Origin of the sequence: Mesorhizobium sp. J428, from assembly GCF_024699925.1 — a bacterium.
Classification (GTDB): domain Bacteria; phylum Pseudomonadota; class Alphaproteobacteria; order Rhizobiales; family Rhizobiaceae; genus Mesorhizobium_A.
Window position 1 is genome coordinate 4,127,801 of the sequence record NZ_JAJOMX010000001.1, and the last position, 25,460, is coordinate 4,153,260.

Below are 25,460 nucleotides of genomic sequence, written 5' to 3' on the forward strand. Positions count from 1 at the left end.
TGCGCCGGTCAAACCGGCCGATATACCCGTTCCGCCGTCTTCCAGAAGATGTTCTCCCGGTCCTGCGGCGGAAGCTTCGCCGCGGCCGCGATATGTGCGGCGACAAGCGACGGGTAGTTGGTCCACAGCTTCTCGATCGGGAAGTTGGAACCGAACATCAGTCGCTGGCTGCCGAGGATGGCGTTGGCGCGCGCGACGATGAAGGCGATCAGGTCCGGATCGTTGCGGTGGACGAAGGTGCCGAGGCCGGACAGTTTGGCGGAGAAATTGTCGAAGCCCGCCATGGCGGCAAGGCCTGCTTCCCACGGGTTCACCGTCTTCGCCTCATGATCGACCAGCATGCCGGTGTGGGTGAGGATGAAATCGATCCCGGGGTTCTCGCCGACCAGCACCGCGCCGTCGCGCATCTGGCCGGGGAAGAGCTGCAGGTCGAAGGAGAAGCCATAGTCCTTCAGCCGCGCCACGTTGCGCCGCACGGTCGCGTCGATCACCTGGTCGGCCGAAGCGGCGAAGCGGAACTGCGGGGTCTCGTGCCAGTGCAACTGCATGCGCACGCCGCGCACGCGCGGATAGGCTTTCAGCCGGTCGAGCTGCGGGCGCACGTCGTCCACCGTCATGTCGGCATAGGCGACGATGGCGTGCGGCCAGCCGGTCGCGTCGGCGGTCTCCTGCAGCCAGGCCGCCTCCTTCTCGAAATCCTCTTTCGCCCAGTTGGTCTGGACATAGACCGCCTTCTCGACGCCGGTGCCCGCGCGGTCCGCGAGATATTCGCTCATCGGATAGTCGCGGCGGATCGGCTCATGCGGCCCGAAGATGCGCGGCACCATCGGCCCCACCAGCCAGGGCTGGTCTGCCTGCCGCCAGACGTGGAAGTGGGAATCGATGATCCTCTGCGTCATGAGGCCCTCCAGAGTGTCGCCGCGTCGGGGGCGGGGCGGGCGAGCGAGAGAAGAAAGCCGGACAGCGCCTCGACCGACGATCCGTCCACCAGATCGTCCAGCCAGGGAAGGATCGCCTTCAGCGCCGCGGTCTCCGGGCGAAAGCGCGGATCGCCCGCGAGCGGCGTCGCCAGCGCCAACCTGCACGCGCTCGCCGACAGCCGCCGGAACGCGGTCTCCATCTCGGCATGCCCGCCGCGCTCCAGCCCGTCGGAAAGGACCACGACGGATGCGCCCCGCGCCATGGCCGCGTAGCGCGGCACCGAAAGGAAGGCGGCAAGCGACGGCCCGATCCGCGTGCCGCCGTCCCAGTCGTCGACGAGCGCGGCCGCCTTCGCCAATGCCTGCGCGCGGTCGCGGACGCGCAGCGCGGGCGTGATGCGGGTGAGCCGGGTGCCGAAGGTGAAGATTTCGGCCCGGTCTGCCGCCTGGACGGCAGCATGCGCCACGCCGAGATAGTCGGTCGTATGCAGTTTCATCGATCCGGAGACGTCGATCAGAAGCACCAGCGGACGTGCAACGACCTTGCGCCGCCGCAGCGGAGGATCCGGCACGTCGCCGTCGGCGCGCACGATCAGCCTGAGCGCGCGGCGCAGGTCGGTCGCCCCGCCGGAGTTCATCCGCTGCGACCGGAAGGAGCGACGCTTCGGCAGCGCGGCGGCGAGCTGGCGGCACAGCTCCGCCAGCATGTCTCCGTCGCGCTGGAAGCTGCGTGTCCCGGCCCGGTCGATCGTGGACGCGAGCGCGCCGCTCGCCTCCAGCCTGGGTGCCGCCACTGTCTGTTCGAGATGGCCGCGATCGTCCTTGACCTCCGTCTCTTCGTCGTCGCCGTCGGCGACAAGGCTCTGCTCGCCGTGAAAATAGGCGCGGAACAGCACCTCGAACTCGTCGCGCCGGTCCGGATCGATGGCGAAGGTTGCAAGCGCCGCGAGACGGATGTCGTCGATCGTGCGCGGCCCGAGCAGCGTGATCGAGCGCATGAAGGCCTCGGCCTGCTCCGGCGCGATCCTGAAGCCGAAGCTGCGCAGGAGGCGGGCGAAGCCGGGAAAAGGGCGGGCGGCGCGGGGCAGGGCGTTCATGCCAGCGCCTCCTCGAGTATCGCATCGAGCTCGGGCGCGAGGCAGGCGAGGTCCTCCTCATCCTTGACCACGACGCCGATCGCGCGGCGGAAGGCTTCCGGCCACGGACTGCCGGACTTTTCCAGCATCGTCGCCGCATTCGCCCACTCGACCGCCTCGGCGATGCCGGGCGGCTTGGCGAGCGGCTGGCGGCGGATGTCGCGCACCGCGTTTGCAACTGCCCTCGCGGTCTCCCGCGCGACGTCGCCGGCCCGCAGCATGATGATCTCCGCCTCGCGCGCCGCGTCGGGATAGCCGATCCAGTGGTAGACGCAGCGCCGCCGCAGCGCCTCGGCGAGCTCGCGCGTGCGGTTGGAGGTCAGGATCACCACGGGCCGCGTCGCAGCAGCGATCGTGCCGCGCTCGGGGATGGTGATCTGGAAGTCGGACAGGAACTCCAGCAAGAGCGCCTCGAACTCATGGTCGGAACGGTCGATCTCGTCGACCAGCAGCACGCGGCGCTCCGGCGCGCGCAGCACCTGCATCAGCGGCCGGTCGATGAGGAAACGGTCGTCGTAGATGTCGACCTCGCGCTCGCCCGCCTGCCGGATCGCAAGCAACTGGCGCTGGTAGTTCCACTCGTAGAGCGCATGCGCGGCGTCGATGCCCTCGTAGCACTGCAGCCGCACCACCTCGCGTCCGAGCGCCGCGGCGATCGCCTTCGCGGCCTCCGTCTTGCCGACGCCCGGCGCGCCTTCGAGCAGCAGCGGCTTGCCGAGCCGGATCGCGAGGAAGATCGCCGTGGAGAGGCCGTCGTCAGCGATGTAGTCCGCGCCCTTGAGCATCGCGGCGACCGCTTCCGGGGAGGCGATGGAGTCGGCGCCGTTCATGCGCCGGACCTGCCAGCGGACGGAAGCAGTTCCATCGTCGTTACGCCGCCGCCCGCTGCGCTTTGAGCGCGCGCAAAATCTTTTCCGGCGTGATCGGCAGCGAATCGATCCGCACGCCGACCGCGTCGAACACGGCGTTCGCCACCGCCGGAATCTGCGGATTGGCGCACATCTCGCCGACGCCCTTCGCCCCATAAGGTCCGTCCGCCGCCGGCCGCTCCAGCACGATCGTCTCGGTCTCGGCGAGGTTTCCCGGTCCCGGCATCAGATATTCATTGAAGTCGCGCCCGCCGTGCTCGCGCGCCGGATAGTAGGGCTCCGTCGTCTCGTAGAGCGCGTGGCTGATGCCCATCCAGGAGCCGCCGACGAGTTGCTGCTCGACAATGCGCGGATTGAGCGCGCGGCCGACCTCGAAGACGTTCTTCACCGAGACGACGTCGACCTCGCCGGTCTCGTCGTCGACCTCGACATCGACCACCGTGCAGGCATGTGCGTAGCAGGTCGCCGGCTTCATCGCGCCGGTCTCTGTCTCGGGGAAGGAGCGCGGCACAAGGAACATGCCGCGCCCGGAAATCGAGCGGCCATATTTGAAATGTGCCGCAAGCGCCGTGTCGAACACCGAGATCGACTTCTGCGGCGCGCCCTTGACGTGGATCATGCCCTTGCCGTCGGTGTCGAGGTCGCCCGCATCCACCTCCAGCGCCTCGGCCGCCACTTCCAGCATCACCTGCCGCGCCTCGCGCGCGGCTTGCGCCACCGCGTTGCCGATTCGGTGCGTACCGCGCGAGGCGAAGGTGCCCATGCAGTGCGGACCGGTGTCGGTGTCGGCGGTGTCGATCGTCACCTGCTCGGTCGGGATGCCGATCGTCTCGGCGCAGATCTGCGCCATCACCTGCCGCAACCCCTGGCCGAGGTCGACGGAGGACAGGGTCACCATGAAGGCGCCGGTCGGCGTCGAATGCACCAGCGCCTGGCTCGGGTCGCCGCCGAGGTTCATGCCGGTCGGATAGTTGATCGCGGCGACGCCGCGTCCGCGTCTCAGCGCCATCTCAGGCCTCCCTGCGTTTCGACGACATCTTCATGAACCGCTCCGCCACCGGCCAGCCGGCGGCGATCGAGGCTTCCTGCATGCACTCGACAAGGGCTGCCCCCTCCGTCGGCTGGCGATGCGCCTTCATGTCGCCGTCGCGGTAGGCGTTGATGAAGCGGAACTCGAGCGGGTCCATGCCGATCAGCCGCGCCAGCTTGTCCATCTGCACTTCGAGCGCGAAGTCGGCGATGGTGACGCCGAAGCCGCGCATGGCCGAGGAGGGCGTCCGGTTGGTGTAGACGCAGTAGGTGTCCACCCAGACGTTCGGGATCGTATACGGGCCGGGATAGTGCGCCGCCCCCTTCTGCGCGCCATAGGGCGAGTGGCGCGAATAGGCGCCCGCATCGGTGTAGCCGGTGACCTGGCGGGCGATGATCCGCCCGTCCTTCATCACCCCGTCCTTGATCGTGATCGTCTCCGCCGCGCGCGGCGAGGAGATCTGCATCTCCTCCTCGCGGCTGTAGATGAACGACACCGGACGGCCGGTCAGCCGCGCCGCCAGGATCGCGATCGGCTCGACCGTCACGTCGACCTTGCCGCCAAAGCCGCCGCCCGCCGTTCCGCCCACCATGTGCAGCTTGTGGCCGGGCATCTGCAGGATGATCGAGGCATTGTCGAGCGTGAAGAACATCGCCTGGGTATTGGTGTAGCAGGTGAAGCGGTCGTTGCCCTCGGGCGCGACGATGCAGCCGGTCGTCTCCGTCGGCGCCTGCTCGATCGGCGAGGAATGGTAGGTCTCCCCGAGCACGAAGTCGGCTTCCGCGAACCCTTTCTCGACGTCGCCGAAGCGCACCTTGCGCGAAGCGCCGCTGTCGTACCGGTAGTAGTTCTGGCCGTGATGTTCGTTGACCAGCGGCGCGTCCGGCTTCAGCGCCTCCAGCATGTCGAAGACGGCCGGCAGCACCTCGTAGTCGACCTTGACCTTGGCCGCCGCCTCGTTGGCTGCCCGCTCGCTGTCGGCCAGCACCGCCACCACAGCCTCGCCCTTCCAGCGCACCTTGCCCTCGGCCAGCACGTGCTCGTCCGGCGGGCCGACCTGGATCAGGATCAGGATCGTGTAGAGGTTCTGCGGCACGTCCTTGGCGGTGAGGATGCGCACCACGCCCGGATGCTTCTCCGCCTCCGACAGGTCGATGCCGCGGATGCGCGCATGATGGTGCGGGCTGCGCACCATCTTGAGGTGCAGGAGATTCGGAAAGGTCCGGTCGGCGAAGAACGCGGTCATGCCGGTCACGTGGTTGGGCACGTCGGACCGCTGCAGCGACTGGCCGATCTCGTTCAGGTCGTCCTTGCGCTCGTCGGCGAAGTAGCTCTTGCGCAGTTCCATCAGACCCTCCTCAGGCCGCGTTCTGCGAGTTCGACCGTGCGGCCGAGAGGATCGCCTGGATGATCGGTTCGTAGCCGGTGCAGCGGCAGATGTTGCCGGAGATCGCCTCGACCACGTCCTCGCGGGTCGGGTTCGGCACGCGGGCGAGCAGCGCCTTGGCGGCCATGATCATGCCCGGGGTGCAGAAGCCGCATTGGGCTGCGAAACCGTCGAGGAAGGCGCGCTGCAGCGGATGCAGGATCCCGTCGCTGGCAAGCCCCGCAGTGGTCTCGATGTGCGCGCCGTTGCAGGTTTCGGCCAGCGTCAGGCAGGAGAGTTTCAGGTCGCCGTCGACGATGACCGAGCAGGCGCCGCAGGTGCCCTGGTGGCAGCCGCCCTTGGGCGAGGTGTCCCCGAACCGGTCGCGCAAGGCGTTCAGCAGCGTCAGCCCGCTGTCGATGAACTCCGCGCGCTCTGTGCCGTTGAGCGTGAGCTGGACTGGTACCTTCACCATGTTTCCTCCCTGCGTGGCTCTGGCTGCGTCGGGTGTTCCGGGTCCGCGTTACTCCAGGAGAAGGCGCCCGAGATGCACGGGCAGGACTTCCGCCCGGTGCACCAGCCACTGGCGATGGCGTCGGTGATCGGCGAGGTGCCGTCGGTGGCGACCGTCAATGCAGCGGCGATGCCCTCGGCGGTCCGCGCCTTGCCCGACAGCGCTGCCTCCGCCGCCCTCGCGCGCATCGGCCTGTCGGCCATGCAGCCGAGCGCGATCCGCGCCGAACTGATCACGCCGCCATCCTCCTCGATGACCGCCGCGATGCTGAGCACGGAGACGCCCTTGGGCTTCACCCGCGAGACCTTCTTGAAGCGGAACGCTCCGGCCGCCGGCAGGGCGAAACTCACCCCGGTCACGATGCGCCCGCGCGGCAGCATATCCCGCCCTGCCAGGAAGGCTTCGATCGGCTGGTCGCCATCGGAAAAATGCACGGTCGCGTCGAGCGCCAACAGCGCCACGGCGAAGTCGCCATAGGGCGCGGCAGCGAAAAGGTTGCCGCCCACCGTCGCCATGTTGCGGACGGCGGGCCCTCCGACCGCGCGCGCCGCCGCCGCAATCGTCGCGAGATCCGGATGGCGCGCGATGGCTGCCATCGTCACCGATGCGCCGAGCCGGACCCGCCCGCCTTCGACCAAGATCGCGGCCAGCGTCGGGTCGGTGACGCGCACCAGTTTCGAGAAGGACACGTCGCCCTCGTTGTTCGCCCGCACCGCGAGCGTGCCGCCGCCGAGATAGCGTGCGTCGACAGCGTCGAGTGCTGCGGCAGCGTCGGCGACGGAGGGGAAGCTCTGCAGGGTCAGTCCCATGGCGGCCTCCTGGTTCGAGCTCAGGCCTGCCCGGAGAAATGGGCCTTCAGCGCGTTGAAGCCGCCCTGGAAGACGTTGTCGCCCATCCCCTTGGCGATCTCGTCGCCCTTGTCGGCCGGCGCGTCGAACGTACTTGTCCAGACCGCGAAGGCACGGTCCCCGTCCGTCACGCGTTCCAGCTTCAGCGTCGCCGTGTGGTTCGAGATCGGGGCAGGGTGCTCGATGATCGAATAGGTGGTCAGGTGGTCGGTGTCGGAGAAGGCGATGAGCTTTTCGCGGATGGTCGCCCCCGACGCCACCTTGAACTTGCGGACGCAGCCGATGTCGGTCGCCTTCTTGCCGTCCTCGATCTCGCTCTCGACCATGCGTGGATGCCAGGAGGGCAGCCCGTTGAAGTCGCGGACGCGCGCCCAGACCTTTTCGATGGGAGCGTCGATGACGCTGGAGATGGTGACCGATGCCATGTTCGCCTGCCTCGCGGGTTGGATGAGGTCAGGCTAGGGCGTCTTCGGAGGCCGCGCTTATCAAGGAGTCTTGTCGGCTTATCGATCCGTCTGAAAATCGTTCAGAGACTGTTTCGAAACTCGCTCTGGCGACTCAGATGGTGGCGTTCTCGAGAACCGGAGCGCAGCGGACATTTGGGTCCGTGAGCACCGGAAGCGCAGAAAACGCCATCAGATGGCCGCCAGAGTAGAGTTTCCAAGCAGTCTCTCAGAGGCCGGCCCGCGCCGCCTCGCGGTATAGCGTCGGCGGCACGCCGGCATGGTCGCGGAAGAAGCGCGAGAAGTTTCCCGCCGTGGTGAAGCCGAGCTGGCAGGCGACGGAGATCAGCGGCTCCTGTGTCGAGCGCAGCTGCCGCAAGGCCTCGTCCATCCTCAGCGTGTTCCAGTAGACGTTGGGGGTCAGCGAGGTCTGCTCCTTGAACAGGGCGAAGAAATGCGGCCGCGACAGGCCGACCTCGCGCGCAACGTCGTCCAGGCTCATCCGCTCGCAGACATTGCCCTTCATCAGCTCGATCGCCTTTCGGATGCGGTGGTCGAGCATGGCGTTCGCCGCCAGGCCGCGCAGCCGGCGCGGATGCGCCTCGTCCGCGGCGTCGAACAGGCTGTCGATCAGCCGTTCGATCTCATAGGGCGCCAGGTCGTCCAGCCCGTAGTCGTCGCAGAGCTGGTCGAGCAGGGATGCGGCGGCGCGGTGCAGCCAGGGCTCCAGCGGAATGGTCGGCTCGACAAAGAGCGGCGCGCCGGACGACAGTCCCCGCCGCAGCCGCGCCCAGGCCGGGTCGATGTAGAACGCGAGGAACAGGCCGGGTCGGCCCTCGCAGGCGAGGTCGTGGCTGTGCGGTTCGAGCGGGTTGATCGCCGCCGCCGTCGCCGCACCCAGATGCACCGCGCCGTCGCCGATGGTCATGCGCCCGGCAGCGCCCTCGATCCAGACGATGATATGCGCTTCGGGATGCGCATGGGTGACGAAATCGCTTTCGACGTTCAGCACAGACACATGCCCGAACGCGCCCTTGAAGAGCCGGATCGAGGTGGCCATCGTTTCCTCCCGGGGCGCTTGTTCTGTCGTTTTGCCCCGTCTTCGGAAATCTTTGTCCTCAACTCGGCGCGCGTCAAGCGGCCGTGGAAGGCTTTTCCGGCGCCGCCGGCCTGTCCCACGACGACACGCTCTTTGGCCGGTCGAGCTGCAGCGTCGTCGCCGGCGGCTTGGCGTCGGGATGGACGAAGCCGAAGCCCAGCCAGTTGTTCGGCCGGGCGCGGATATATTGCGGCGGGTAACGGATGTCGGCCCCAAGTGCCGCCGCCGCATGCAGACCCCAGCGCGGATTGTCGAGCATCGGCCGCGCAAGCGCCACGAAGTCGGCCTCGTCGGAAGCGATGATCGCCTCGGCCTGTTCGGGCTTGGCGATCATTCCCACCGCCATCGCCGCAAGCCCGGTTCTCCTCTTGATCGCGGTTGCGAACGGAACCTGGTGACCCGGCGTCGCCGGCGGGATCGCGATGCCGGGCCTGATGTTGCCAGACGACATCACGACATAGTCCAGCCCTTGCGCTTCCAGCGCCTTCGCCAGGTCGACCGCGTCGTCCAGCGTCGAGCCTTCCGGGGTCCAGTCGGTGCTGTTCATCCGGAAGCCCAGCGCCTTGCTGCGTGGCCAGACGGCGCGCACCGCACGCACGATCTCGATCGCGAAGCGGTTGCGCCTGTCCGTCGACCCGCCCCAGCCGTCGGTACGCCGATTGGTGATTGGCGACAGGAAGGAGTGGATCAGATAGCCGTGCGCGCCGTGGATCTCGACCAGGTCGAACCCCGCGCGATCGGCCCGCACGGCCGCATCCGCGAAGGCCTCGATGATGCTCCGGATGCCTTCGTCGGTCAGTTCTTCCGGCTCCTGCCAGCCGGCGTCATAGGCGATGGGGGAGGGGGCTACCGGCTTCCACGCGCCTTCCTCCGGCGGCAATGGTTCGCCGCGCCAGCGCTCGGGGATTGTGCGCGTCGCGGCCTTGCGGCCGGTGTGGGTCAACTGGATGCCGAGCCTGGCGGAGGAGAGGTTGCGCGCCTGCGCGACGAGAGATCCGAGCGCTTGCTCCTGCTCGTCGGTGTAGAGGCCGAGGCAGCCATGGGTCCCGAGGCCGGCTGCCTCGACGGAGGTGGCCTCCATGATCACGAGTCCCGCGCCCGACATCATCAGGTTGCCGATGTGGATCAGGTGCCAGGGCTGCGCGACGCCGCGCTCGCCGCTGTATTGGCACATCGGCGAGACGACGATGCGGTTGTCGAGGTCGAGGCCGCCCAGTCTGCCTTGGGAAAACAGCGCGCTCACTCCGGTCTCCTCCCGATGTCGCTCCAAACGCCCTTTTCCCCGAGCCTCCGCCTGCATGCAAACGGCCGCCGCGCGCATGTCCGACTTTCAAGGATATGAAACTCTCTTACTCATCCGAGTTTGAATTGACTCCACAGCCTTCCGCCGGGATTTTCCGCCGCAAGATGCCGCGACCCGTCCGGGGACAGCGGTCGCGCAGGAGGAAACCCCATGTTTGGCCTGATGCAGGACCAGCCGCTGCTGATCTCGTCGCTCATCGAACATGCGGCGCGATTCCATCCCCATTCCGAGATCGTCAGCCGCACCTGCGAAGGCCCGACGGCGCGCCTGACCTATTCCAGCCTGCGTGCCCGCGCTGCGAAACTCGCCAACGCGCTGCTGCGCATGGGCATCAAGCCGGGCGACCGCGTCGCCTCGCTCGCCTGGAACACGCACCGGCATATGGAGCTCTATTTCGCCGTCTCCGGCATCGGCGCCGTGCTGAACACGGTCAATCCGCGTCTTTTCCCCGAGCAGATCGACTACATCGTCAATCATGCCGAGAACCGCGTCCTGTTCTTCGACATCACCTTCGCCGGCCTCGTCTCGGAGCTGAAGCCGAAGTTCTCGACCGTCGAGCGCTTCGTGGCGCTGACCGATACCGACCACCTCCCGAAGGAGGTCGACGGCGTGGTCGCCTACGAGGACCTGCTGGACGTCGAAAGCGACGCCATCTCCTGGCCGGTCTTCGACGAGCGCCAGGCGTCCGCGCTCTGCTACACCTCGGGCACCACGGGCAACCCGAAGGGTGTGCTCTATTCGCACCGCTCCACCATCCTGCATTCCTTCATGGTCTGCACGACGGACGGCTTCAAGCTCGGCCGCGCCGACAGCGTGCTGCTCGTCGTGCCGCTGTTCCATGTCAACGCCTGGGGCATCCCCTATGCCTCCGCCATGTGCGGCGCGAAGCTCGTGCTGCCCGGGCCGAAGCTCGACGGCAAGAGCCTGTTCGAACTCGCGGTGAAGGAGGAATGCACCTTCTCGCTCGGCGTCCCGACCGTCTGGCTCGGCTTCTTCAAGCATATCGACGACACGCCGGGCCTTGACGTGTCGAAGCTCAAGCTCGAGCGCGTGGTGGTGGGCGGCTCCGCTGCCCCGCGTGCGATCATCGAGCGTTTCCGCCGCGACCACGGCGTCTTCGTCCTGCATGCCTGGGGCATGAGCGAGACGAGCCCGGTCGCGACGATCGGAAACCTGCTGCCGGCGCACGAGAACCTGCCGGTGGACAACCAGATCGACATCCAGGCCAAGCAGGGCAGGCCGGTCTACGGCATCGACATCAAGATCACCGGCGAGGACGGTTCCGACCTGCCGATGGACGGCTCTGTCTCTGGCGATCTCAAGGTGCGCGGCCCCTGGGTTACCAAGGGCTACTTCAAGGGCGAGGGCGGCAATGTCCTCGACGCCGAAGGTTGGTTCGCCACCGGCGACGTCGCCAAGATCGATGCCGAGGGCTACGTTCAGCTCACCGACCGTTCCAAGGACGTGATCAAGTCCGGCGGCGAGTGGATTTCCTCGATCGACCTTGAGAACGCGGCGGTAGGCCATCCCGCGGTGCAGGAGGCCGCGGTGATCGGCCTGCCGCATCCGAAGTGGCAGGAACGCCCGCTTCTCATCGTCGTCCGCAAGCCCGGCGTTGAGGCCTCGCGCGAAGAGCTGCTCGACTTCCTGTCCACCCGCGTCGCCAAATGGTGGCTGCCCGACGACGTCGCCTTCGTCGACGAGCTGCCCCACACCGCGACCGGCAAGCTCCTCAAGACGAAGCTGCGCGACCAGTTCAGGAATCACGCGCTGCCCGCCTGACTCGATTCACATCCGTGAAAGTATGCTGCACATCGATGCAGTGATTGTGCCACGCCGCCTGATCGCCTAGCCTTTGCGCGACAGCACGGCCCCATCCGGGAGGAATGATGCCGCAGACAGTTTTCGACGATCCCGATGGCACGCTTGCGATGCTGCGCGACAGCGTGGCGACGCTGGCGTCGCGTCAGCCGGGAGCAGCATCCCTGCGCGCCAAGCGTGCCAGGTCGGGCGATGTCGACCGCGATCTCTGGAACTCCATGGCTGAAGCCGGCTGGACCGGCCTGCTGCTGCCCGAGGATCTCGGCGGTGCGGGTCTCGGCCTCGCCGAACAGGCCGTGCTCTCGGAGTCCCTGGGCCGGGCGCTGATTTCCGAGCCGGTCGGCGCGGGCGCGGTCTTCGCCTCCACCCTTCTGCGCGACGCGCCGGCTTCCGCCGAGCGCGACCGTCTCGCGGCCGGTCTTGTCTCCGGCGAGCTCTTCGTCTCTCCGGCCTGGCAGGACCCGTCGCAGCATGTGCATGGCGCGCCGCTCAAGGCGGCCGTGGACGCCGATGGCGTCGTGCTCACCGGCGATCGCCACTTCGTCGACGGCGCGAGCTCTGCGACTGATTTTCTGGTCGTGGTGGATGCCGGCAGCGAGGCGCTTGTGGTGTCCGTGCCTGCGAATGCATCAGGCCTCTCGGCGTCGGAGAAGGCAGGCGTCGACGGCGCAGCCATCGGCCGCTTGCACTTCGAGCGCTGCCGCGTCGCGGCAAGTCGCGTGATCGGCCGTGGCCCGAGTGTTGCTGCGCTCGTGGAAGCCGCCGTGACCAATGCGCGGATCGCCATCGCGGCGGAGCTCGCGGGCATCGCCAGCAAGGCCATCGAGATGACGATCGCCTACACCAAGGACCGCATCCAGTTCGGCAAGCCGATCGCGAGCTTCCAGGCGGTGCAGCACCGCATGGTCGAGATGTGGAGCGATGCGGAATTCGCCTGCGCCTCGGTCGTCAACGCGGTCGTGCGCCAGTCGGAAGACGATGCGAAAGAAGCGGCCATGGCCGTGCTCGCGGCAAAGGCGCGCTGCGGCGACGCGGCGACCTCGATCTGCCGCCGCGCGGTGCACCTGCACGGCGCCATGGGCTTCACCGATGAGCACGACATCGGCCTCTACCTGAAGCGCGCCATCGCGCTCAGCGCGACGCTCGGTCAGCCCGAGGCGATGCGCCTGGAATTCGTCGAAGTAGAACGCGCGGCCTGACTGCGGGAGGAAATGCAATGCGTAACAATCTGATCAAGGTCGACATCGCCGACCACATCGCGCTCGTGAAGATGGACAGCCCTCCGGTCAACGCCTACTCGCGTGACTTCTCCGAGGAGATGATCGAGACCTTCGACGAGCTGAACGATACGCCCGAAGTGCGCTGCATCGTCATCACCGGCCGCGAGAAGATCTTCTCCGCCGGCGCCGACATCAAGAACCGCCAGGCCATCGGCGACATCAAGGGCGAGACCTACCGTCATATGCGCCGCGCCCGCGAGGTTTCCAACTCGATCATGGAACAGAACCGGCCGGTCATCGCCGCCGTCAACGGTCCCGCGCTCGGTGCCGGCATGGGCCCGGTCATCGCCGCCGACATCATCGTGGCGTCCGAGAACGCCGTGTTCGGCCTGCCGGAGATCGACATCGGCCTGATGGGCGGCGTCAGCCACATCACCACCATCTTCCCGAAGTCGCTTGCCCGCCGCATGGTGCTCACCGGCTACCGCGTGCCGGCCGCCGAGGCTTACCGCCGCGGCATCATCGAGGCCTGCGTGCCGCTCGAGGACCTGATGGAAGAGGCGATGAAGCTCGCCCGCAACATCGCCTCCAAGAGCCCGAAGGCGCTGTCGCTCGCCAAGCGCGCCATCAACACGGTCGGCTCTATGCCGCTGCGCGAGGGCTATCGGTTCGAGCAGAACCTCACCAACGAGATGACCCGTCACGAGGACTCCAAGGAGGCCATGCGCGCCTTCATCGAGAAGCGCCCGGCGGTGTTCAAGGACACGATCTGATGGCGACCGACTGGAATGCGATGTCGGACGACGACTTCCGGGCCGCTTTCCGCGACCTGGTCGAGCGTCGTCTTCCTCCCGAACTGCGCTTCATGCGCAAGCAGCGGCCTCTCTTCGACGAGGTTGCCGTCTGGTACCATGCGCTGAACGAAGAAGGCTGGCTGTCGCCGGTCTGGCCGGTCGAATATGGCGGCATGGGGCTGAATCCGGCCAAGCACATGATCTATGTCGAGGAGTGGGGGCGCCTCGGCTGCCCGCGCATCCCCGACCATGGTCTCGGCCTGATCGGCCCGCTGCTGCTCGCCTTCGGCACGGAAGAGCAGAAGAACTACTATCTGCCCAAGATCCTGTCCGGCGAGCACGTCTGGTGCCAGGGCTACTCGGAGCCGAATTCCGGTTCGGACCTCGCGAGCCTGCGCACCGCGGCCGTGCGCGACGGCGACCACTTCGTCGTCAACGGCCAGAAGATCTGGACCACGCTGGCGCATTGCGCCAACTGGATCTTTGCGCTGGTGCGCACCTCGCGTGACGAGAAGGTGCGTCAGAAGGGCATCACCGTCCTTCTGATCGACATGACGACGCCAGGCGTGAAGGTCCGCCCGATCGCCAATCTGCGCGGCGAGACGGACTTCTGCGAAGTCTTCTTCGACAATGTCCGCGTTCCGGTCGGGAACTTGGTCGGCGAAGTGGACCAGGGCTGGAACGTTGCGAAGTCGGTGCTCGGCCACGAGCGCATCTTCCTCGGCGCGCCGACGCGTCCCGAGATCGCGATGGAGCGGCTGGACAAGCTCGCCCGCGCCCGCGGCGCTTTCGAGGATCCGGCCTTCCGCTCCCGCTATGCGAAGCACCGGCTGGACCTGTATGATCTCGGTTCCGCCTTCGAGCGTTTCGCCAAGGTGCTGCGCGAGGGGGGAGAGCTTGGCGCGGACGTGTCCCTGCTCAAGATCTTCACGACCGAGCTCTATCAGCGGATCACGGAGGAGATGTTGTTGCTGGCCGGCGAGGATGCCCGCTATTTCGACGACATCGAAGCCGGAAACGACGAGGTCGATGCGATGAACCTGTTCCTGGATTCGCGTGCGCCGGCCATCTTCGGCGGCTCCAACGAGATCCAGAAGAACATCCTTGCCAAGGCTGTGCTCGGCCTGCCGAGCTAGGCCTCGACGTGTGGGCGGTCCGCGCGCCGGGACAGGCGCGGGACCGATAGGGAGGAAACATGGCGAATAGCTCTGCGGTCCTGTCGCGGACCGAGACTGCGCAGGACGCGGACAACGTGCTGGTCGCCGAAGGGCTGACCAAGGTCTTTGCCGGCTTCGCTGCCGTGAAGGACGTGAACCTCGCCGTTCGGCGGGGCTCGATTCATGCGCTGATCGGACCGAACGGCGCTGGCAAGACGACCTGCTTCAACCTCCTGACCAAGACGCTCGCGCCGACCAGCGGCAAGATCGTCTTCGACGGCGAGGACATCTCCTCGCTGCGCACGTCCCAGGTCGCACGCCGCGGCCTCGTGCGCTCGTTTCAGATTTCGGCCACCTTCCCGAACCTCACCGCCCGCGAGAACGTTCGCGTGGCGCTGCAGTCGTCCTACGGCACGGCGTATCAGTTCTGGCGCTCGCTGCGGGCGGTCGCGCCGCTGAACAGGCGCGCCGACGAACTGCTCGATCAGGTGGGGCTGGCCAACAGCCGCGAGACACCCGCCGCCGAGCTTTCCTACGGCAAGAAGCGCGCGCTGGAGATCGCCACCACGCTGGCGCTCGAGCCGCGCGTCATGCTGCTGGACGAGCCGACCGCCGGCATGGGTCACGAGGACATCGAACCCATCACCGACCTGATCAAGCGCGCCGCCGTCGGGCGCACGGTGCTTCTGGTCGAGCACAATCTCTCGGTCGTTTCGACGCTCTGCGACAAGATCACCGTGCTGCAGCACGGCCAGGTGCTCGCCGAAGGCAACTACGCCGAGGTTTCGAACAATCCCGCGGTCGTCACCGCCTATATGGGAGGCGTCGATGAGTAGCGTTGCCGTCGAGAAGGCATCGCCGGCCGCGAGCAGCGCGCCGATGCTGAAGATCGACAATCTGAGCGCCTGGTACGCGGAATCGAAGGTCCTGCACGGCATGACGTTCGACGTGCGCGAAGGCGAGCTCCTCACCCTCATCGGGCGCAACGGCGCGGGCAAGACGACGACGTTGCGCTCGATCATGGGCATCGTCCAGAAGCGCACCGGCTCGATCAATTTCAACGGCACCGAGCTGGTCGGCAAGCGCACATTCCAGATCGCGCGGCTCGGCATCGGCTACTGCCCCGAGGAGCGCGCGATCTTCTCGTCGCTGTCGGTGCGGGAGAACCTGTTCCTGCCGCCGGTGCTGCGCGAAGGCGGCATCACCGACGATCAGCTCTACGCGACTTTTCCGAACCTCAAGGCTCGCGCCAACAGCCAGGGAACGAAACTCTCCGGTGGCGAACAGCAGATGCTGGCGATTGCCCGCATCCTGCGCACCGGCTCGCGCCTGCTCCTGCTCGACGAGCCGAGCGAAGGGCTTGCGCCGGTCGTCGTCAAGGAGATCGGCGAAACCATCCAGCGGCTGAAGTCGCAGGGGTTCACGATCGTGCTGGTCGAGCAGAACCTGCGCTTCGCGCGCCTGGTCGCCGACCGGCACGTGGTCGTCGAGAACGGGAGGGTGGCCGACATCCTGACCAATGCCGAGCTCGAGGCCGACATGGGCCGCGTAAAATCCTATCTGGGGGTGTGAGCGATGTTCGAAGGCATCGATGCACCCAACTGCTCTTCGGGCAGATCCTGCTCGGCCTCATCAACGGCTCATTCTACGCGATGCTGTCGATGGGCCTCGCCATCATCTTCGGCCTGATGAGCGTCGTGAATTTCACGCACGGCGCCCAGTACATGCTCGGCGCTTTCGTCGCCTGGCTCCTGCTGAACTTCCTAGGGGTGAACTACTGGGGCGCCCTCATCCTTGCACCGATCGTCGTCGCCGTGACCGGCATGGTGATGGAACGGCTGCTGCTGCGGCCGCTCCAGGGGCTTGACCATCTCTACGGGCTCCTCGCCACCTACGCCGTGGCGCTGATCGTCGAGGGCCTCGTGCGCTACAAATACGGTTCGACCGGCCTGCCGCACGAGAACCCGATCCCCGGCGGCATGAATCTGGGTTTCATGTTCCTCCCCTATTACCGCCTGTGGGTGGTGGTCTTCTCGCTCGTGACCTGCCTGGGCACCTGGTATCTCATCGAATACACCAAGCTCGGCGCCTACCTGCGCGCCGCCAACGAGAAGCCGCAGATCGTCGAAACCTTCGGCATCAACGTGCCGAAGATGATGACGCTCACCTATGGCTTCGGCGTCGGCCTCGCCGGCCTGTCGGGCGTGCTGGCCGCGCCCATCTACCAGGTCTCGCCGTCGATGGGCTCCAGCCTCATGATCGTGGTCTTCGCCGTGGTCGTCATCGGCGGCATGGGCTCGATCGCGGGAGCGGCCGTCACCGGCTACATGCTCGGCGTCGTCGAGGGGCTCACCAAGGTGTTCTACCCCGAGGCTGCCAGCGTCGTGATCTTCCTGTTCATGATCGTCTCGCTCTATCTGCGCCCGGCCGGCCTGTTCGCCAGCAAGGAGTCCGTCTGATGCCTCGCCTGCTCATCCTTGCCGTGGTTGCGGTGCTGGCGATCCTGGCGCCCTTCTACTTCTACTCCGTCACGCTGATGACGGTGATGTGCTTCATCATCTTCGCGTGCTCGTTCAACCTCCTACTCGGCTATACCGGGCTGCTCTGCTTCGGCCACGCCATGTTCTTCGGCGGCGCGGCCTATGTCACCGGACTGATCCTCAAGACCACGCCGATCTCGACCGAACTCGCCATCCTGGCGGGCGGCGGGGCGGCGGGGCTTCTCGGCCTCGTCATCGGCTATCTCACGATGCGCCGCCAGGGCATCCAGTTTGCGATGATCACGCTCGCCTTCTCTCAGTTCATCTACTTCATCTTCCTCCAGGCGCCGTTCACCGGCGGCGAGGATGGCATGCAGGCGATCCCGCGCAACGACCTGTTCGGCTTCGTCGACATCAGCTCGAACATGACGTTCTACTATGTCGTGCTGGCCATCACCGCGCTGTGCGTCTTCATCTACTACCGCGTCGTCCACTCACCCTATGGCGAGGTATTGAAGGCCGTGCGCGACAACCAGCCCCGCGTCGAGTCGCTCGGTTTCGATCCCGAGAAGATTAAGCTCTTGGCTTTCGTCATCTCCGCCGCGATGGCGGGCGTGGCCGGCGGCATGAAGGCGACCGTCTACCAGTTCGCCACGCTCACCGATGCGTCCTGGCCTGTGTCGGGCGAGGTCATCCTGATGACGCTGCTCGGCGGCCTCGGCACGCTGATCGGCCCGGTCTTCGGCGCCGCCGGCATCATCCTGCTCAACGACTATCTCGCCGGTTTCGGCGAATGGGCGCTGGTTTCGCAGGGCGTCATCCTGCTGATCGTCATCGTCTTCTTCCGCCGCGGCTTTGTCGGCGAACTGACCGCGCTCGCGAAATATCTGCGCCGCCGCTCTGCGCCGTCGGATGCCAAGGCCAAGCAGGTCGAGGTGAAGCCCGCGCACTGAGCGCGGGCTTTCATAAGCTAGAACTCGATGTCGATCGGCTGCTCGAAGGGATCGTTCGGACGGACCGTCTTCACCGCCCGGCGCAGCGTCGCCAGGTAGCGGTCGTGGTTGGCGCGGATGCGCTCCGCCGCGCCGCCGAGGCCGAGCACCACCGGCTGACCCTGGATGGTGATCGGCAGAAGGACGCAGATCGTGCCGCCGCCGAGAAACGGCACGTTCTCCGCCGAACAGTAGCCCTTCTCCCGGATCTCGTGAATCTTCGCCAGCATGTCCGGGATCTTCACCTTCTCGGCGGATTTGTCGGTGGCAATGTTGGCGCGGCGCACGATGTTGTCGATCTTGTCGTCGGGCAGCGTCGACATCAGCGTCCAGCCGACGGCCGACTGGGTGAGGGGACGCAGGGTCCCCTCGTCGACATGGAACCGCAGCGCGTGCACCGACTGGATGATCTGGACGTATTGCAGGTAGACGTCGTTCTTGGTGCCAATCGAAACCGTCTCGCCGGTGGCGGCGTGCACGTCCTGCATCGCCTCCAGGACCCGGCTGTTTCCGAACAGCGCGCGCGGGATCCAGTCGCCGAGCGAGGTCACTTTCGGCGTCGGGAAATAGAGCCTCTCGCGGCGGTCGTAGTTGAGGTAGCCGAGGGTGACGAGCGTTTTGAGGAGCACGGTGCTGCTCGATTGCGGATAGCCGAGCGCGACCGCGATCTCCGACATCGACTTCGGCTGTCTAACCTTCTTGAAATATTCGAGAATTTCAATCGCGCGCGTCGCCGACTTGACCTGTGACGTCAGCATTCTTCGCCCCTCCCGGCCAACGCCAATTTCACGATCGTGAAACTGCGCAGCACGTATGAATTGCATATGGCCTCGTCAGACTGCGCATGACATGGTGCCCGCCGTCAAGTCCGGCGCCTGTCGTGCGACGGCTCGACGCAAGAACAAGACGGACGACCGAAGTGGATCGCCCGCGTTCCGGAGGAAACCATGAAGCTCGGAGTGTTCTATGAACATCAGCTTCCGCAGCCCTGGGTGGAGGGTGCGGAGCAGAAGCTGTTCAACGACGCTCTCGACCAGATCGAACTCGCCGACCGGCTCGGCTTCGATCACATGTGGGAAGTCGAGCATCATTTCCTGGAAGAGTATTCGCACTCCTCCGCGCCTGAGGTTTTCCTCGGCGCCGTATCCCAGCGCACCAAGAACATCCGCATCGGGCACGGCATCTGCCTGTCCTCGCCGCGTTACAATCATCCGGCCCGCGTCGCCGAACGCCTCGGCACGCTCGACCTGATCTCCAACGGCCGCGTCGAGTGGGGGCACCGGCGAGTCCGGTTCCCTGATCGAGATGCACGGCTTCGGCATCGAGCCCGAGCAGAAGACCGCGATGTGGCGCGAGGGGGTCGAGCAGACCGCCAACATGATGACCATGCGGCCCTATCCGGGCTACGAAGGACAGTTCTTCTCGATGCCGGTGCGCAACGTCGTGCCGAAGCCGGTGCAAAAGCCGCACCCGCCGATCTGGATGGCCTGCTCCCGCCGCGAGAGCATTCTGCGTGCCGCCCGTCACGGCGTCGGCGCCCTGGTGTTCGGCTTCGTCGAGGCGAGTCAGGCGAAGCTATGGCGCGACGAATACTACGCAATTATCAAGTCTGACGAATGCGTGCCGATCGGTCATGCGGTAAACGCCAACTTCGCCACGCTCAACGGCATGATGGTTCACGAGAACCATGACGAGGCGATCCGGCGCGGGCTCGATGGCTTCCGCTTCTTCGGCTATTCGATCGCCCACTACGCTGTCTATGGCGAGCACCAGCCGGGCGTCACCAATCTCTGGAAGCGCTTCCTCACTATTAAGGAAGACATGAAGGAGACGCCCGGCTCCGGCTCGATCGGAACGCCGAAGAGCGTGCGCGAGCACCTGAAGGGCTACGCCGACGTCGGCATCGACCAGATGATCTTCATCCAGCAGTCAGGCATGAACCGCCACGAGCACATCTGCGAGGCGCTCGAACTGTTCGCCAGCGAGGTCATGCCGGAGCTCAAGGAGCGCGAGGACGAGCGGGTGAAGAAGAAGGACGAGGAACTCGCCCCCTTCATCGAGAAGGCGCTCGCCCGCAAGCCCCGCATGGCGGAGCTCGCCGAGCATGAGGTGCCCAACGTCGAATCCATCGGCATCGTGCTCGAGCGCCGCTCCGGCAAGGATTACGCCACGGCGGGTGGCACCTATGCCGACCCGACGCGCGGCGGCGCGATCCCGATGGCTTCGCGCGAGACCTTCGCCAAGGCAGCGAAGGCGGGTTGAACGAGAACTATGTCGTATCAGGGAAGGGAAGTGCATGGCTGGTAGGCTCGAAGGGCGCGTCGCGCTCGTGACCGGCGGGGGGCGCGGCATAGGGCGCGCCATCTCCGAGGCGTATGCCCGCGAGGGCGCCGCCGTCGGCGTGCTGGACCTCAAGCCCGAGATCGCCAGCGAAGCCGCGGATGCCATCAACGCGGCGGGCGGCAAGGCGCTGCCGCTGGTGGCCAATGTCGGCAAGCGCGACGAGGTCTTCGCGGCGGCGGCGAAGCTGAAGGAGGCTTTCGGCCCGACGACCATCCTGGTCAACAATGCGATGTTCAACCGCTACGGCTCGCTCCTGGAGCAGGACGAGAAGACGATTGGCCTGATGATCGACGTCGGCTTCAAGGGCGTCATCTGGGGCTATCAGGCCGTGGTGCCGCAGATGCAGGAAGCGGGTGGCGGTGCCATCGTCAACATCGCCTCTCCGGCGGCGCTGATCGCGTTCAAGCACGGCATCATGTACAGCTCGGTCAAGGCCGCGGTGCAGGCGTCGACGCGTTCGGCCGCCGCCGAGTTCGGCCCGATGAACATCCGCGTCAACGCCATCGCGCCGGGCTCCACTCGCACCGACGGCGCCAACCTCGTCGTCGACGAGGCAGGCTGGGAGCGCCGGCGCCAGAAGGTGCCGCTCGGCCGTCTCGGCGAGCCGGAAGACATCGCCAATGCGGCGGTGTTCCTTGCAAGCGAGGAGTCAAGCTGGGTCAGCGGCGACATGATGCTCGTCGATGGCGCGATGACGTTCGCATTTTCATGAGATCAGCCGGCGGAGGGCCGCCGGATGTGCAACCAGCTCAGACGGGGCAAGGAAAAACCCTGGGGAGCGCAAGTGGAGGAAATCGCATGTTGAAGACTAACAGGTTCACGGTCGCAGCCGCATTGCTTGCCGGTTCGACCATTCTGTCGGCCGGCGCCGGATTCGCGCAGGAGATTTCCGGCGACATCGTCAAGATCGGCGTCATGGCCGACCAGTCCGGCCCTTATGCCGACAATGGCGGTCCGGGCTCGGTCGAGGCGGCCAAGATGGCCATCGAGGACTTTGGCGGCGAGGTCAACGGCAAGAAGATCGAACTGGTCATCGCCGACGACCAGAACAAGCCCGACATCGGCGCGGCCATCGCGCAGAAGTGGGTCGACCAGGAAGGCGTCGACGCCATCGTCGGCGGCTCCGCCTCCTCGATCGCGCTCGCCATCCAGAAGATCATGGCCGAGAAGAAGAAGCCCTACATGCTTGCCGGCACGGCATCGTCCTCGCTGACCAACGATGCCTGCTCGCCGATGGGCTCGCAGTGGGTGCTCGACACCTATTCGCTGGCCAAGGGCGTGATCAAGTCGATGCTCGCCGCCGGCAATGACAGCTTCTACTTCATCACCGTCGACTACACCTTCGGCAAGACCTGGCAGGCCGACGCGACCAAGTTCATCGAGGACGGCGGCGGCAAGGTCATGGGCTCGGTCCTGCACCCGCTCAACACCAACGACTTCTCGTCCTATCTGCTGCAGGCGCAGGCCAGCGGCGCAAAGGTCATCGTGCTGGCCAATTCCGGCGCCGACTTCGCCAACGCCGTGAAGCAGGCGCAGGAGTTCGGCATCCAGGCGGGCGGCCAGCAGGTCGTCGCGCTCGGCTTGCAGATCAACCAGGTTCACGGCATCGGCCTCGAGGCCGTCAAGGGCATGTCGATGGTCACCCCGGGCTACTGGGACCTGAACGACGAGACCCGCGCCTTCGCCGACAAGTTCAAGAAGCGGTTCCGCGACCGCATCCCGAACGAGACCATGTCGGGCACCTACAGCGCGATCACGCACTACCTGAAGTCGGTCAAGGAAGCCGGGACCGACGACGGCGAGAAGGTCGTCGCCAAGATGCACGAGCTGCCGATCAACGACTTCCAGATGAAGGACGTCAAGATCCGCGCCGACGGCCAGGTCATGCGTCCGATGTATGCGGTAACGATCAAGTCGCCCGACGAGGTCAAGCAGCCGCATGCGACTACTACACCGTCACCGCCACAATCCCGGCGGAAGACGTCTGGCGGCCGGCCACCGAAAGCACCTGCCCGCTCCTCAAATAGGCCTCCCAAGCCTGCGGCGGGGGGACACGATCTCCCCGCCGTCTTTTTCAGCATATCGATGGAAAGGACCGGCGGATGTCGTTTCGGATGAGCCGTGTCTCCGACCAGGCGGATTTCCTGGGTGAAAGCCCGGTCTGGGATTCGCAGGGCCGGCATCTTTATTGGGTGGATGGATTCTCGCGGCTGATCCGGTCGCACGATCCTGCCACCGGGACGTTCCGGTCCTGGCAGGCGCCTTCCATGGTCGGCTCTATCGCGCTCGGCGCCGGCGACACGCTGATCGCCGGCCTCGCCGACGGCATCTACAGCCTCGATCTTGCGACCGGTGCGTTCTCGCCGCTGTTCCGCCCCGATCCAGTCGACCCGGCGATCCGCTTCAACGACGGCAAGAACGATCGCCAGGGGCGGTTCCTGTGCGGCACCATGGGGGTCCATGCCGACCCGCTCGGCAAGCTCTATCGGCTCGACGGCTCCGGCCGCATCGAGATGTTCGCCACCGGCATCCATATTTCCAATGCGCTCTGCTTCAGCCCCGACGGCGCGACGATGTATTTCGCCGACAGCCTGGAGCGGAAGATCCGCGCCTACGACTATTCGACCGACGACGCCCCGTCGAAGGGCTACCGGATCGCGATCGACACCGAGCCTTATGGTTCGGGCCCCGACGGCGCGACCGTCGACGCCGAAGGCGGCATCTGGGTCTGTCTGATCCAGATCGGCAAGATCGCGCGCTTCTTCCCCGACGGTTCGCTCGACAGGATGATCGACGCGCCCACCGATATGCCGTCCTGCGTCGCCTTCGGCGGGCCGGATCTCGCCACCCTTTTCGTGACGTCCATCAAGGATTCCGGCTCCGGCCGTGCCATCTCGAAGCACCCGGACGGCGGCATTCTCTTCGCGATCGACGGCCTCGGGGTCGGCGGGCTTCCGGAAGCCCGCTTCGACCAGGGCGCCGTCGCGACAAACATGGAACAGGCCTGATGCTCAACCGCTCGCAAAGTCTCTCCGCCCTTCTGGCGCCGAACTCCGTCGCGCTGGTGGGCGCATCGGACGACGTGACCCGCATCGGCGGCCGGCCGTTGCGCTACCTGCGCGAGGCGGGCTTCAAGGGCGCCGTCTACCCGGTCAACCCGAAGCGCGAGACCGTGCAGGGCCTCCAGGCCTATGCGTCCGTCGGCGCTCTGCCCGAGGCGCCTGACGTCGCGATCCTCGCCGCACCGGCGGCGGCGACCGTCCAGGCGGTGAGGGAATGCGCCGAGCGCAACGTCAAGGCGGCGATCGTGTTCTCCGCCGGTTTCGCCGAGACGGACGAGGCCGGCCGCGCCTTGCAGGACGAGATGACGGGCATCGCGCGCGAATCCGGCATGCGGCTGCTCGGTCCCAATTGTCTTGGCGTGTTCAACTCCTCGATCGGCTTCTACGGCACCTTCTCGGCCATGCTGGACACCGGCCTCGTCAAGCCTGGCCCGATCGGTATCGTCTCGCAGAGTGGCGCCTACGGCTCGCACCTGATGTATCTCGCCCGCCTGCGCGGACTCGGCATGAACCACCTCGTCACCACCGGCAACGAGTGCGACATCAACGTCGCGGAAGCGCTGCGCTGGATGGTCGAGCAGCCCGACATCAATGTCGTCATGGCCTATGCCGAAGGCATCAAGGACCGCGACACCTTCATCGAGGCGCTCGAAGTGGCCCGCGAACGGCGCAAGGCGATCGTCTTCATGAAGGTCGGCCGTTCCGAGGTCGGCGCACATGCGGTCAGTTCTCACACCGCGGCACTCGCCGGATCCGACGCCGTGTTCGATTCGGTCTTCCGCCAGTATGGCGTCTGGCGGGCGCAGACCACGGCCGAGCAGATCGACATCGCCGCCGCCTGCTCGCGCGGCGTCTATCCCAAGAGCAATTCACTCGGCATCTTCACCATGTCCGGCGGCTTCGGCATCCAGATGGCTGACGACGCCGAGACCGCCGGGCTCGACGTCAAGCCGATGCCTGAAAAGGCGCAGGAAGAACTCAAGGCGATGCTGCCTTATGCCTCTCCGCGCAATCCGGTCGACGCCACGGCGCAGGCCGTCACCGACCTGCCGCTGATGACAAGCTTCATCTCGGCCATGCTCGAAAAGGGTGACTACGGCTTCTTCGCCGGCATCTTCGGCAGCGGGCCAGCGAGCCCTACCTTCTCCGGCAAGCTGCGCCAGGCGCTGGAGACCGCGGCCGCCGCCTCGCGCGACACGATCATGACGCTGACGATGACCGCGCCCGACGAGATTGTCCGCGCCTATGAGGACAAGGGTTTCATCGTCGCCCAGGACGGTTCGGCGCTGATGAAGACGCTCGGCGCTATGGTTCACTTCCGCGACAGCTTCGAGCGCGCCGCGGGCCGCAAGCGCGAGCTCGCGCCCGGCGAACGCGTTGAATTCTCCGGCGGTGCCCTCAGCGAGCGCGAGGCGAAGCCCATCCTCGCCAAGGCCGGCGTCACCTTCCCGAAGGAGGCGCTCATCAAGGCCGGCGACGAAGCCGGCGCGGTAGCCGCCTCGGTCGGCTTCCCGGTCGTGCTGAAGATTTCGTCGCCCGACATCGCGCACAAGACAGAGATCGGCGGCGTCATCGTCGGCGTGAAGGACGAGGCCGCCGCGCGCGAAGCCGCGGCAACCATCTTCGCCCGCGCCGCCGAAAAGCGGCCGGACGCCCGCATCGAGGGCATCCTCGTTTCGCCGATGATCTCTGACGGCGTCGAGATCATCGCCGGCGTGGTGAGCGACCCGGCCTTCGGGCCGGTGGTCATGTTCGGCCTCGGCGGCGTCTTCGTCGAGGTGTTGAAGGACGTCACTTTCCGTGCGGCTCCCTTCGATGTCGCGGAGGCGCACCGCATGATCCGCGAGATCCGCGGCTTCGCGATGCTGGAAGGGGTGCGCGGCGCCGCACCCTCCGACATCGACGCGCTGGCGCAGATGCTGTCGGCGCTGTCGCGCTTCGCCGCCGCCAATGCCGACACGATCGAGAGCATCGATCTCAATCCGGTGCGGGTGATGGAGAAAGGCAAGGGCCTTGTCGCACTGGACGCATTGATTGTTCCGGCGTCGCGAAAGGCGTGAGGA

Annotated in this window: 23 protein-coding genes and 2 pseudogenes; 14 read left to right on the forward strand and 11 right to left on the reverse strand. The window is 66.4% G+C overall.

Going from position 1 to position 25,460, the window contains the following annotated elements:
* Positions 1 to 8: 8 nt before the first annotated feature.
* From LRS09_RS20710 to LRS09_RS20755, 10 genes and pseudogenes are all read right to left on the reverse strand, one after another.
* Positions 9 to 899 (reverse strand): amidohydrolase, encoded by an 891-nt coding sequence (locus tag LRS09_RS20710; protein WP_257808776.1) that lies wholly within the window; start codon positions 897 to 899, stop codon positions 9 to 11.
* Positions 896 to 2,017, reverse strand: coding sequence for a VWA domain-containing protein (locus LRS09_RS20715; protein WP_257808778.1), 1,122 nt, complete (start codon positions 2,015 to 2,017; stop codon positions 896 to 898). Before LRS09_RS20715 ends, LRS09_RS20710 begins: the two co-directional genes overlap by 4 nt.
* Complete coding sequence (locus LRS09_RS20720) at positions 2,014 to 2,886, reverse strand: MoxR family ATPase (RefSeq protein WP_257808779.1); 873 nt, start codon at positions 2,884 to 2,886, stop codon at positions 2,014 to 2,016. Before LRS09_RS20720 ends, LRS09_RS20715 begins: the two co-directional genes overlap by 4 nt.
* A gap of 40 nt (positions 2,887 to 2,926) precedes the next feature.
* The gene (locus LRS09_RS20725) at positions 2,927 to 3,934 is read right to left on the reverse strand and encodes a xanthine dehydrogenase family protein molybdopterin-binding subunit (protein WP_257808781.1); all 1,008 of its coding nucleotides are present in this window, start codon (positions 3,932 to 3,934) and stop codon (positions 2,927 to 2,929) included.
* 1 nt (position 3,935) lies between these two features.
* Positions 3,936 to 5,303 (reverse strand): xanthine dehydrogenase family protein molybdopterin-binding subunit, encoded by a 1,368-nt coding sequence (locus LRS09_RS20730; protein WP_257808783.1) that lies wholly within the window; start codon positions 5,301 to 5,303, stop codon positions 3,936 to 3,938.
* A gap of 10 nt (positions 5,304 to 5,313) precedes the next feature.
* Complete coding sequence (locus LRS09_RS20735) at positions 5,314 to 5,796, reverse strand: (2Fe-2S)-binding protein (protein WP_257808785.1); 483 nt, start codon at positions 5,794 to 5,796, stop codon at positions 5,314 to 5,316.
* 48 nt (positions 5,797 to 5,844) lie between these two features.
* Positions 5,845 to 6,644, reverse strand: a pseudogene (locus LRS09_RS20740) (xanthine dehydrogenase family protein subunit M).
* 20 nt (positions 6,645 to 6,664) lie between these two features.
* A complete protein-coding gene (locus tag LRS09_RS20745; RefSeq protein WP_257808786.1) occupies positions 6,665 to 7,108 on the reverse strand; it encodes an SRPBCC family protein in 444 nt (147 codons plus the stop codon).
* A 247-nt stretch (positions 7,109 to 7,355) separates the two neighbouring features.
* Positions 7,356 to 8,186 carry an AraC family transcriptional regulator gene (locus tag LRS09_RS20750; protein ID WP_257808788.1) on the reverse strand — a complete coding sequence of 277 codons (831 nt, stop codon included), beginning with the start codon at positions 8,184 to 8,186 and terminating at the stop codon, positions 7,356 to 7,358.
* Between the two features lie 73 nt (positions 8,187 to 8,259).
* Positions 8,260 to 9,468, reverse strand: coding sequence for an NADH:flavin oxidoreductase/NADH oxidase (locus LRS09_RS20755; RefSeq protein WP_257808789.1), 1,209 nt, complete (start codon positions 9,466 to 9,468; stop codon positions 8,260 to 8,262).
* 210 nt (positions 9,469 to 9,678) lie between these two features.
* On the opposite strand from LRS09_RS20755, the gene LRS09_RS20760 reads away from it, so the two are divergent.
* From LRS09_RS20760 to LRS09_RS20795, 8 genes are all read left to right on the forward strand, one after another.
* Positions 9,679 to 11,310, forward strand: coding sequence for a long-chain-fatty-acid--CoA ligase (locus tag LRS09_RS20760; RefSeq protein WP_257808790.1), 1,632 nt, complete (start codon positions 9,679 to 9,681; stop codon positions 11,308 to 11,310).
* Between the two features lie 107 nt (positions 11,311 to 11,417).
* Positions 11,418 to 12,548 (forward strand): acyl-CoA dehydrogenase family protein, encoded by a 1,131-nt coding sequence (locus LRS09_RS20765; RefSeq protein WP_257808791.1) that lies wholly within the window; start codon positions 11,418 to 11,420, stop codon positions 12,546 to 12,548.
* 17 nt (positions 12,549 to 12,565) lie between these two features.
* Complete coding sequence (locus LRS09_RS20770) at positions 12,566 to 13,342, forward strand: enoyl-CoA hydratase/isomerase family protein (protein WP_257808793.1); 777 nt, start codon at positions 12,566 to 12,568, stop codon at positions 13,340 to 13,342.
* A complete protein-coding gene (locus tag LRS09_RS20775) occupies positions 13,342 to 14,499 on the forward strand; it encodes an acyl-CoA dehydrogenase family protein (protein WP_257808794.1) in 1,158 nt (385 codons plus the stop codon). Before LRS09_RS20770 ends, LRS09_RS20775 begins: the two co-directional genes overlap by 1 nt.
* 59 nt (positions 14,500 to 14,558) lie before the next feature.
* Positions 14,559 to 15,356 carry an ABC transporter ATP-binding protein gene (locus tag LRS09_RS20780; RefSeq protein ID WP_257808796.1) on the forward strand — a complete coding sequence of 266 codons (798 nt, stop codon included), beginning with the start codon at positions 14,559 to 14,561 and terminating at the stop codon, positions 15,354 to 15,356.
* Positions 15,349 to 16,092, forward strand: a complete 744-nt coding sequence (locus LRS09_RS20785) for an ABC transporter ATP-binding protein (RefSeq protein WP_257808797.1) — start codon at positions 15,349 to 15,351, stop codon at positions 16,090 to 16,092. The genes LRS09_RS20780 and LRS09_RS20785 overlap by 8 nt, the downstream gene beginning before the upstream one ends.
* Positions 16,089 to 16,979 (forward strand): branched-chain amino acid ABC transporter permease, encoded by an 891-nt coding sequence (locus LRS09_RS20790; RefSeq protein WP_257808800.1) that lies wholly within the window; start codon positions 16,089 to 16,091, stop codon positions 16,977 to 16,979. Before LRS09_RS20785 ends, LRS09_RS20790 begins: the two co-directional genes overlap by 4 nt.
* Positions 16,979 to 17,953 (forward strand): branched-chain amino acid ABC transporter permease, encoded by a 975-nt coding sequence (locus tag LRS09_RS20795; RefSeq protein ID WP_257808801.1) that lies wholly within the window; start codon positions 16,979 to 16,981, stop codon positions 17,951 to 17,953. The genes LRS09_RS20790 and LRS09_RS20795 overlap by 1 nt, the downstream gene beginning before the upstream one ends.
* A 17-nt stretch (positions 17,954 to 17,970) precedes the next feature.
* Here LRS09_RS20795 and LRS09_RS20800 read toward each other — a convergent pair whose 3' ends face one another.
* Positions 17,971 to 18,750, reverse strand: a complete 780-nt coding sequence (locus tag LRS09_RS20800) for an IclR family transcriptional regulator (protein WP_085464784.1) — start codon at positions 18,748 to 18,750, stop codon at positions 17,971 to 17,973.
* 189 nt (positions 18,751 to 18,939) lie between these two features.
* Between LRS09_RS20800 and LRS09_RS30400 the strand changes: the two are divergent.
* The 6 genes and pseudogenes from LRS09_RS30400 to LRS09_RS20830 all read left to right on the forward strand — a co-directional run.
* A pseudogene (locus LRS09_RS30400) lies at positions 18,940 to 19,209 on the forward strand (LLM class flavin-dependent oxidoreductase); the annotation flags it as partial.
* Between the two features lie 88 nt (positions 19,210 to 19,297).
* On the forward strand, positions 19,298 to 20,254 hold the full coding sequence (locus tag LRS09_RS20810; protein ID WP_257808803.1) for an LLM class flavin-dependent oxidoreductase: 957 nt from the start codon (positions 19,298 to 19,300) through the stop codon (positions 20,252 to 20,254).
* 34 nt (positions 20,255 to 20,288) lie between these two features.
* A complete protein-coding gene (locus tag LRS09_RS20815) occupies positions 20,289 to 21,047 on the forward strand; it encodes an SDR family NAD(P)-dependent oxidoreductase (RefSeq protein WP_257808804.1) in 759 nt (252 codons plus the stop codon).
* 86 nt (positions 21,048 to 21,133) lie between these two features.
* The gene (locus LRS09_RS20820) at positions 21,134 to 22,453 is read left to right on the forward strand and encodes an ABC transporter substrate-binding protein (protein ID WP_308240323.1); all 1,320 of its coding nucleotides are present in this window, start codon (positions 21,134 to 21,136) and stop codon (positions 22,451 to 22,453) included.
* Positions 22,450 to 23,343, forward strand: coding sequence for an SMP-30/gluconolactonase/LRE family protein (locus tag LRS09_RS20825; RefSeq protein WP_257808806.1), 894 nt, complete (start codon positions 22,450 to 22,452; stop codon positions 23,341 to 23,343). The genes LRS09_RS20820 and LRS09_RS20825 overlap by 4 nt, the downstream gene beginning before the upstream one ends.
* Positions 23,343 to 25,457 carry an acetate--CoA ligase family protein gene (locus LRS09_RS20830; protein WP_257808807.1) on the forward strand — a complete coding sequence of 705 codons (2,115 nt, stop codon included), beginning with the start codon at positions 23,343 to 23,345 and terminating at the stop codon, positions 25,455 to 25,457. The genes LRS09_RS20825 and LRS09_RS20830 overlap by 1 nt, the downstream gene beginning before the upstream one ends.
* The last annotated feature ends 3 nt before the right edge of the window (positions 25,458 to 25,460 follow it).

Excerpts from the sequence above, each read along its gene's own strand:
- LRS09_RS20830 (WP_257808807.1), top strand. The coding sequence starts at position 23,343 with ATGCTCAACCGCTCGCAAAGTCTCTCCGCCCTTCTGGCGCCGAACTCC.
- LRS09_RS20785 (WP_257808797.1), top strand. The coding sequence starts at position 15,349 with ATGAGTAGCGTTGCCGTCGAGAAGGCATCGCCGGCCGCGAGCAGCGCG.
- LRS09_RS20815 (WP_257808804.1), top strand. The coding sequence starts at position 20,289 with ATGGCTGGTAGGCTCGAAGGGCGCGTCGCGCTCGTGACCGGCGGGGGG.
- LRS09_RS20770 (WP_257808793.1), top strand. The coding sequence starts at position 12,566 with ATGCGTAACAATCTGATCAAGGTCGACATCGCCGACCACATCGCGCTC.
- LRS09_RS20720 (WP_257808779.1), bottom strand. The coding sequence starts at position 2,886 with ATGAACGGCGCCGACTCCATCGCCTCCCCGGAAGCGGTCGCCGCGATG.
- LRS09_RS20800 (WP_085464784.1), bottom strand. The coding sequence starts at position 18,750 with ATGCTGACGTCACAGGTCAAGTCGGCGACGCGCGCGATTGAAATTCTC.
- LRS09_RS20735 (WP_257808785.1), bottom strand. The coding sequence starts at position 5,796 with ATGGTGAAGGTACCAGTCCAGCTCACGCTCAACGGCACAGAGCGCGCG.
- LRS09_RS20765 (WP_257808791.1), top strand. The coding sequence starts at position 11,418 with ATGCCGCAGACAGTTTTCGACGATCCCGATGGCACGCTTGCGATGCTG.
- LRS09_RS20825 (WP_257808806.1), top strand. The coding sequence starts at position 22,450 with ATGAGCCGTGTCTCCGACCAGGCGGATTTCCTGGGTGAAAGCCCGGTC.
- LRS09_RS20730 (WP_257808783.1), bottom strand. The coding sequence starts at position 5,303 with ATGGAACTGCGCAAGAGCTACTTCGCCGACGAGCGCAAGGACGACCTG.
- LRS09_RS20745 (WP_257808786.1), bottom strand. The coding sequence starts at position 7,108 with ATGGCATCGGTCACCATCTCCAGCGTCATCGACGCTCCCATCGAAAAG.
- LRS09_RS20810 (WP_257808803.1), top strand. The coding sequence starts at position 19,298 with ATGCACGGCTTCGGCATCGAGCCCGAGCAGAAGACCGCGATGTGGCGC.
- LRS09_RS20725 (WP_257808781.1), bottom strand. The coding sequence starts at position 3,934 with ATGGCGCTGAGACGCGGACGCGGCGTCGCCGCGATCAACTATCCGACC.
- LRS09_RS20795 (WP_257808801.1), top strand. The coding sequence starts at position 16,979 with ATGCCTCGCCTGCTCATCCTTGCCGTGGTTGCGGTGCTGGCGATCCTG.
- LRS09_RS20715 (WP_257808778.1), bottom strand. The coding sequence starts at position 2,017 with ATGAACGCCCTGCCCCGCGCCGCCCGCCCTTTTCCCGGCTTCGCCCGC.
- LRS09_RS20750 (WP_257808788.1), bottom strand. The coding sequence starts at position 8,186 with ATGGCCACCTCGATCCGGCTCTTCAAGGGCGCGTTCGGGCATGTGTCT.
- LRS09_RS20760 (WP_257808790.1), top strand. The coding sequence starts at position 9,679 with ATGTTTGGCCTGATGCAGGACCAGCCGCTGCTGATCTCGTCGCTCATC.
- LRS09_RS20780 (WP_257808796.1), top strand. The coding sequence starts at position 14,559 with ATGGCGAATAGCTCTGCGGTCCTGTCGCGGACCGAGACTGCGCAGGAC.
- LRS09_RS20710 (WP_257808776.1), bottom strand. The coding sequence starts at position 899 with ATGACGCAGAGGATCATCGATTCCCACTTCCACGTCTGGCGGCAGGCA.
- LRS09_RS20775 (WP_257808794.1), top strand. The coding sequence starts at position 13,342 with ATGGCGACCGACTGGAATGCGATGTCGGACGACGACTTCCGGGCCGCT.
- LRS09_RS20820 (WP_308240323.1), top strand. The coding sequence starts at position 21,134 with ATGTTGAAGACTAACAGGTTCACGGTCGCAGCCGCATTGCTTGCCGGT.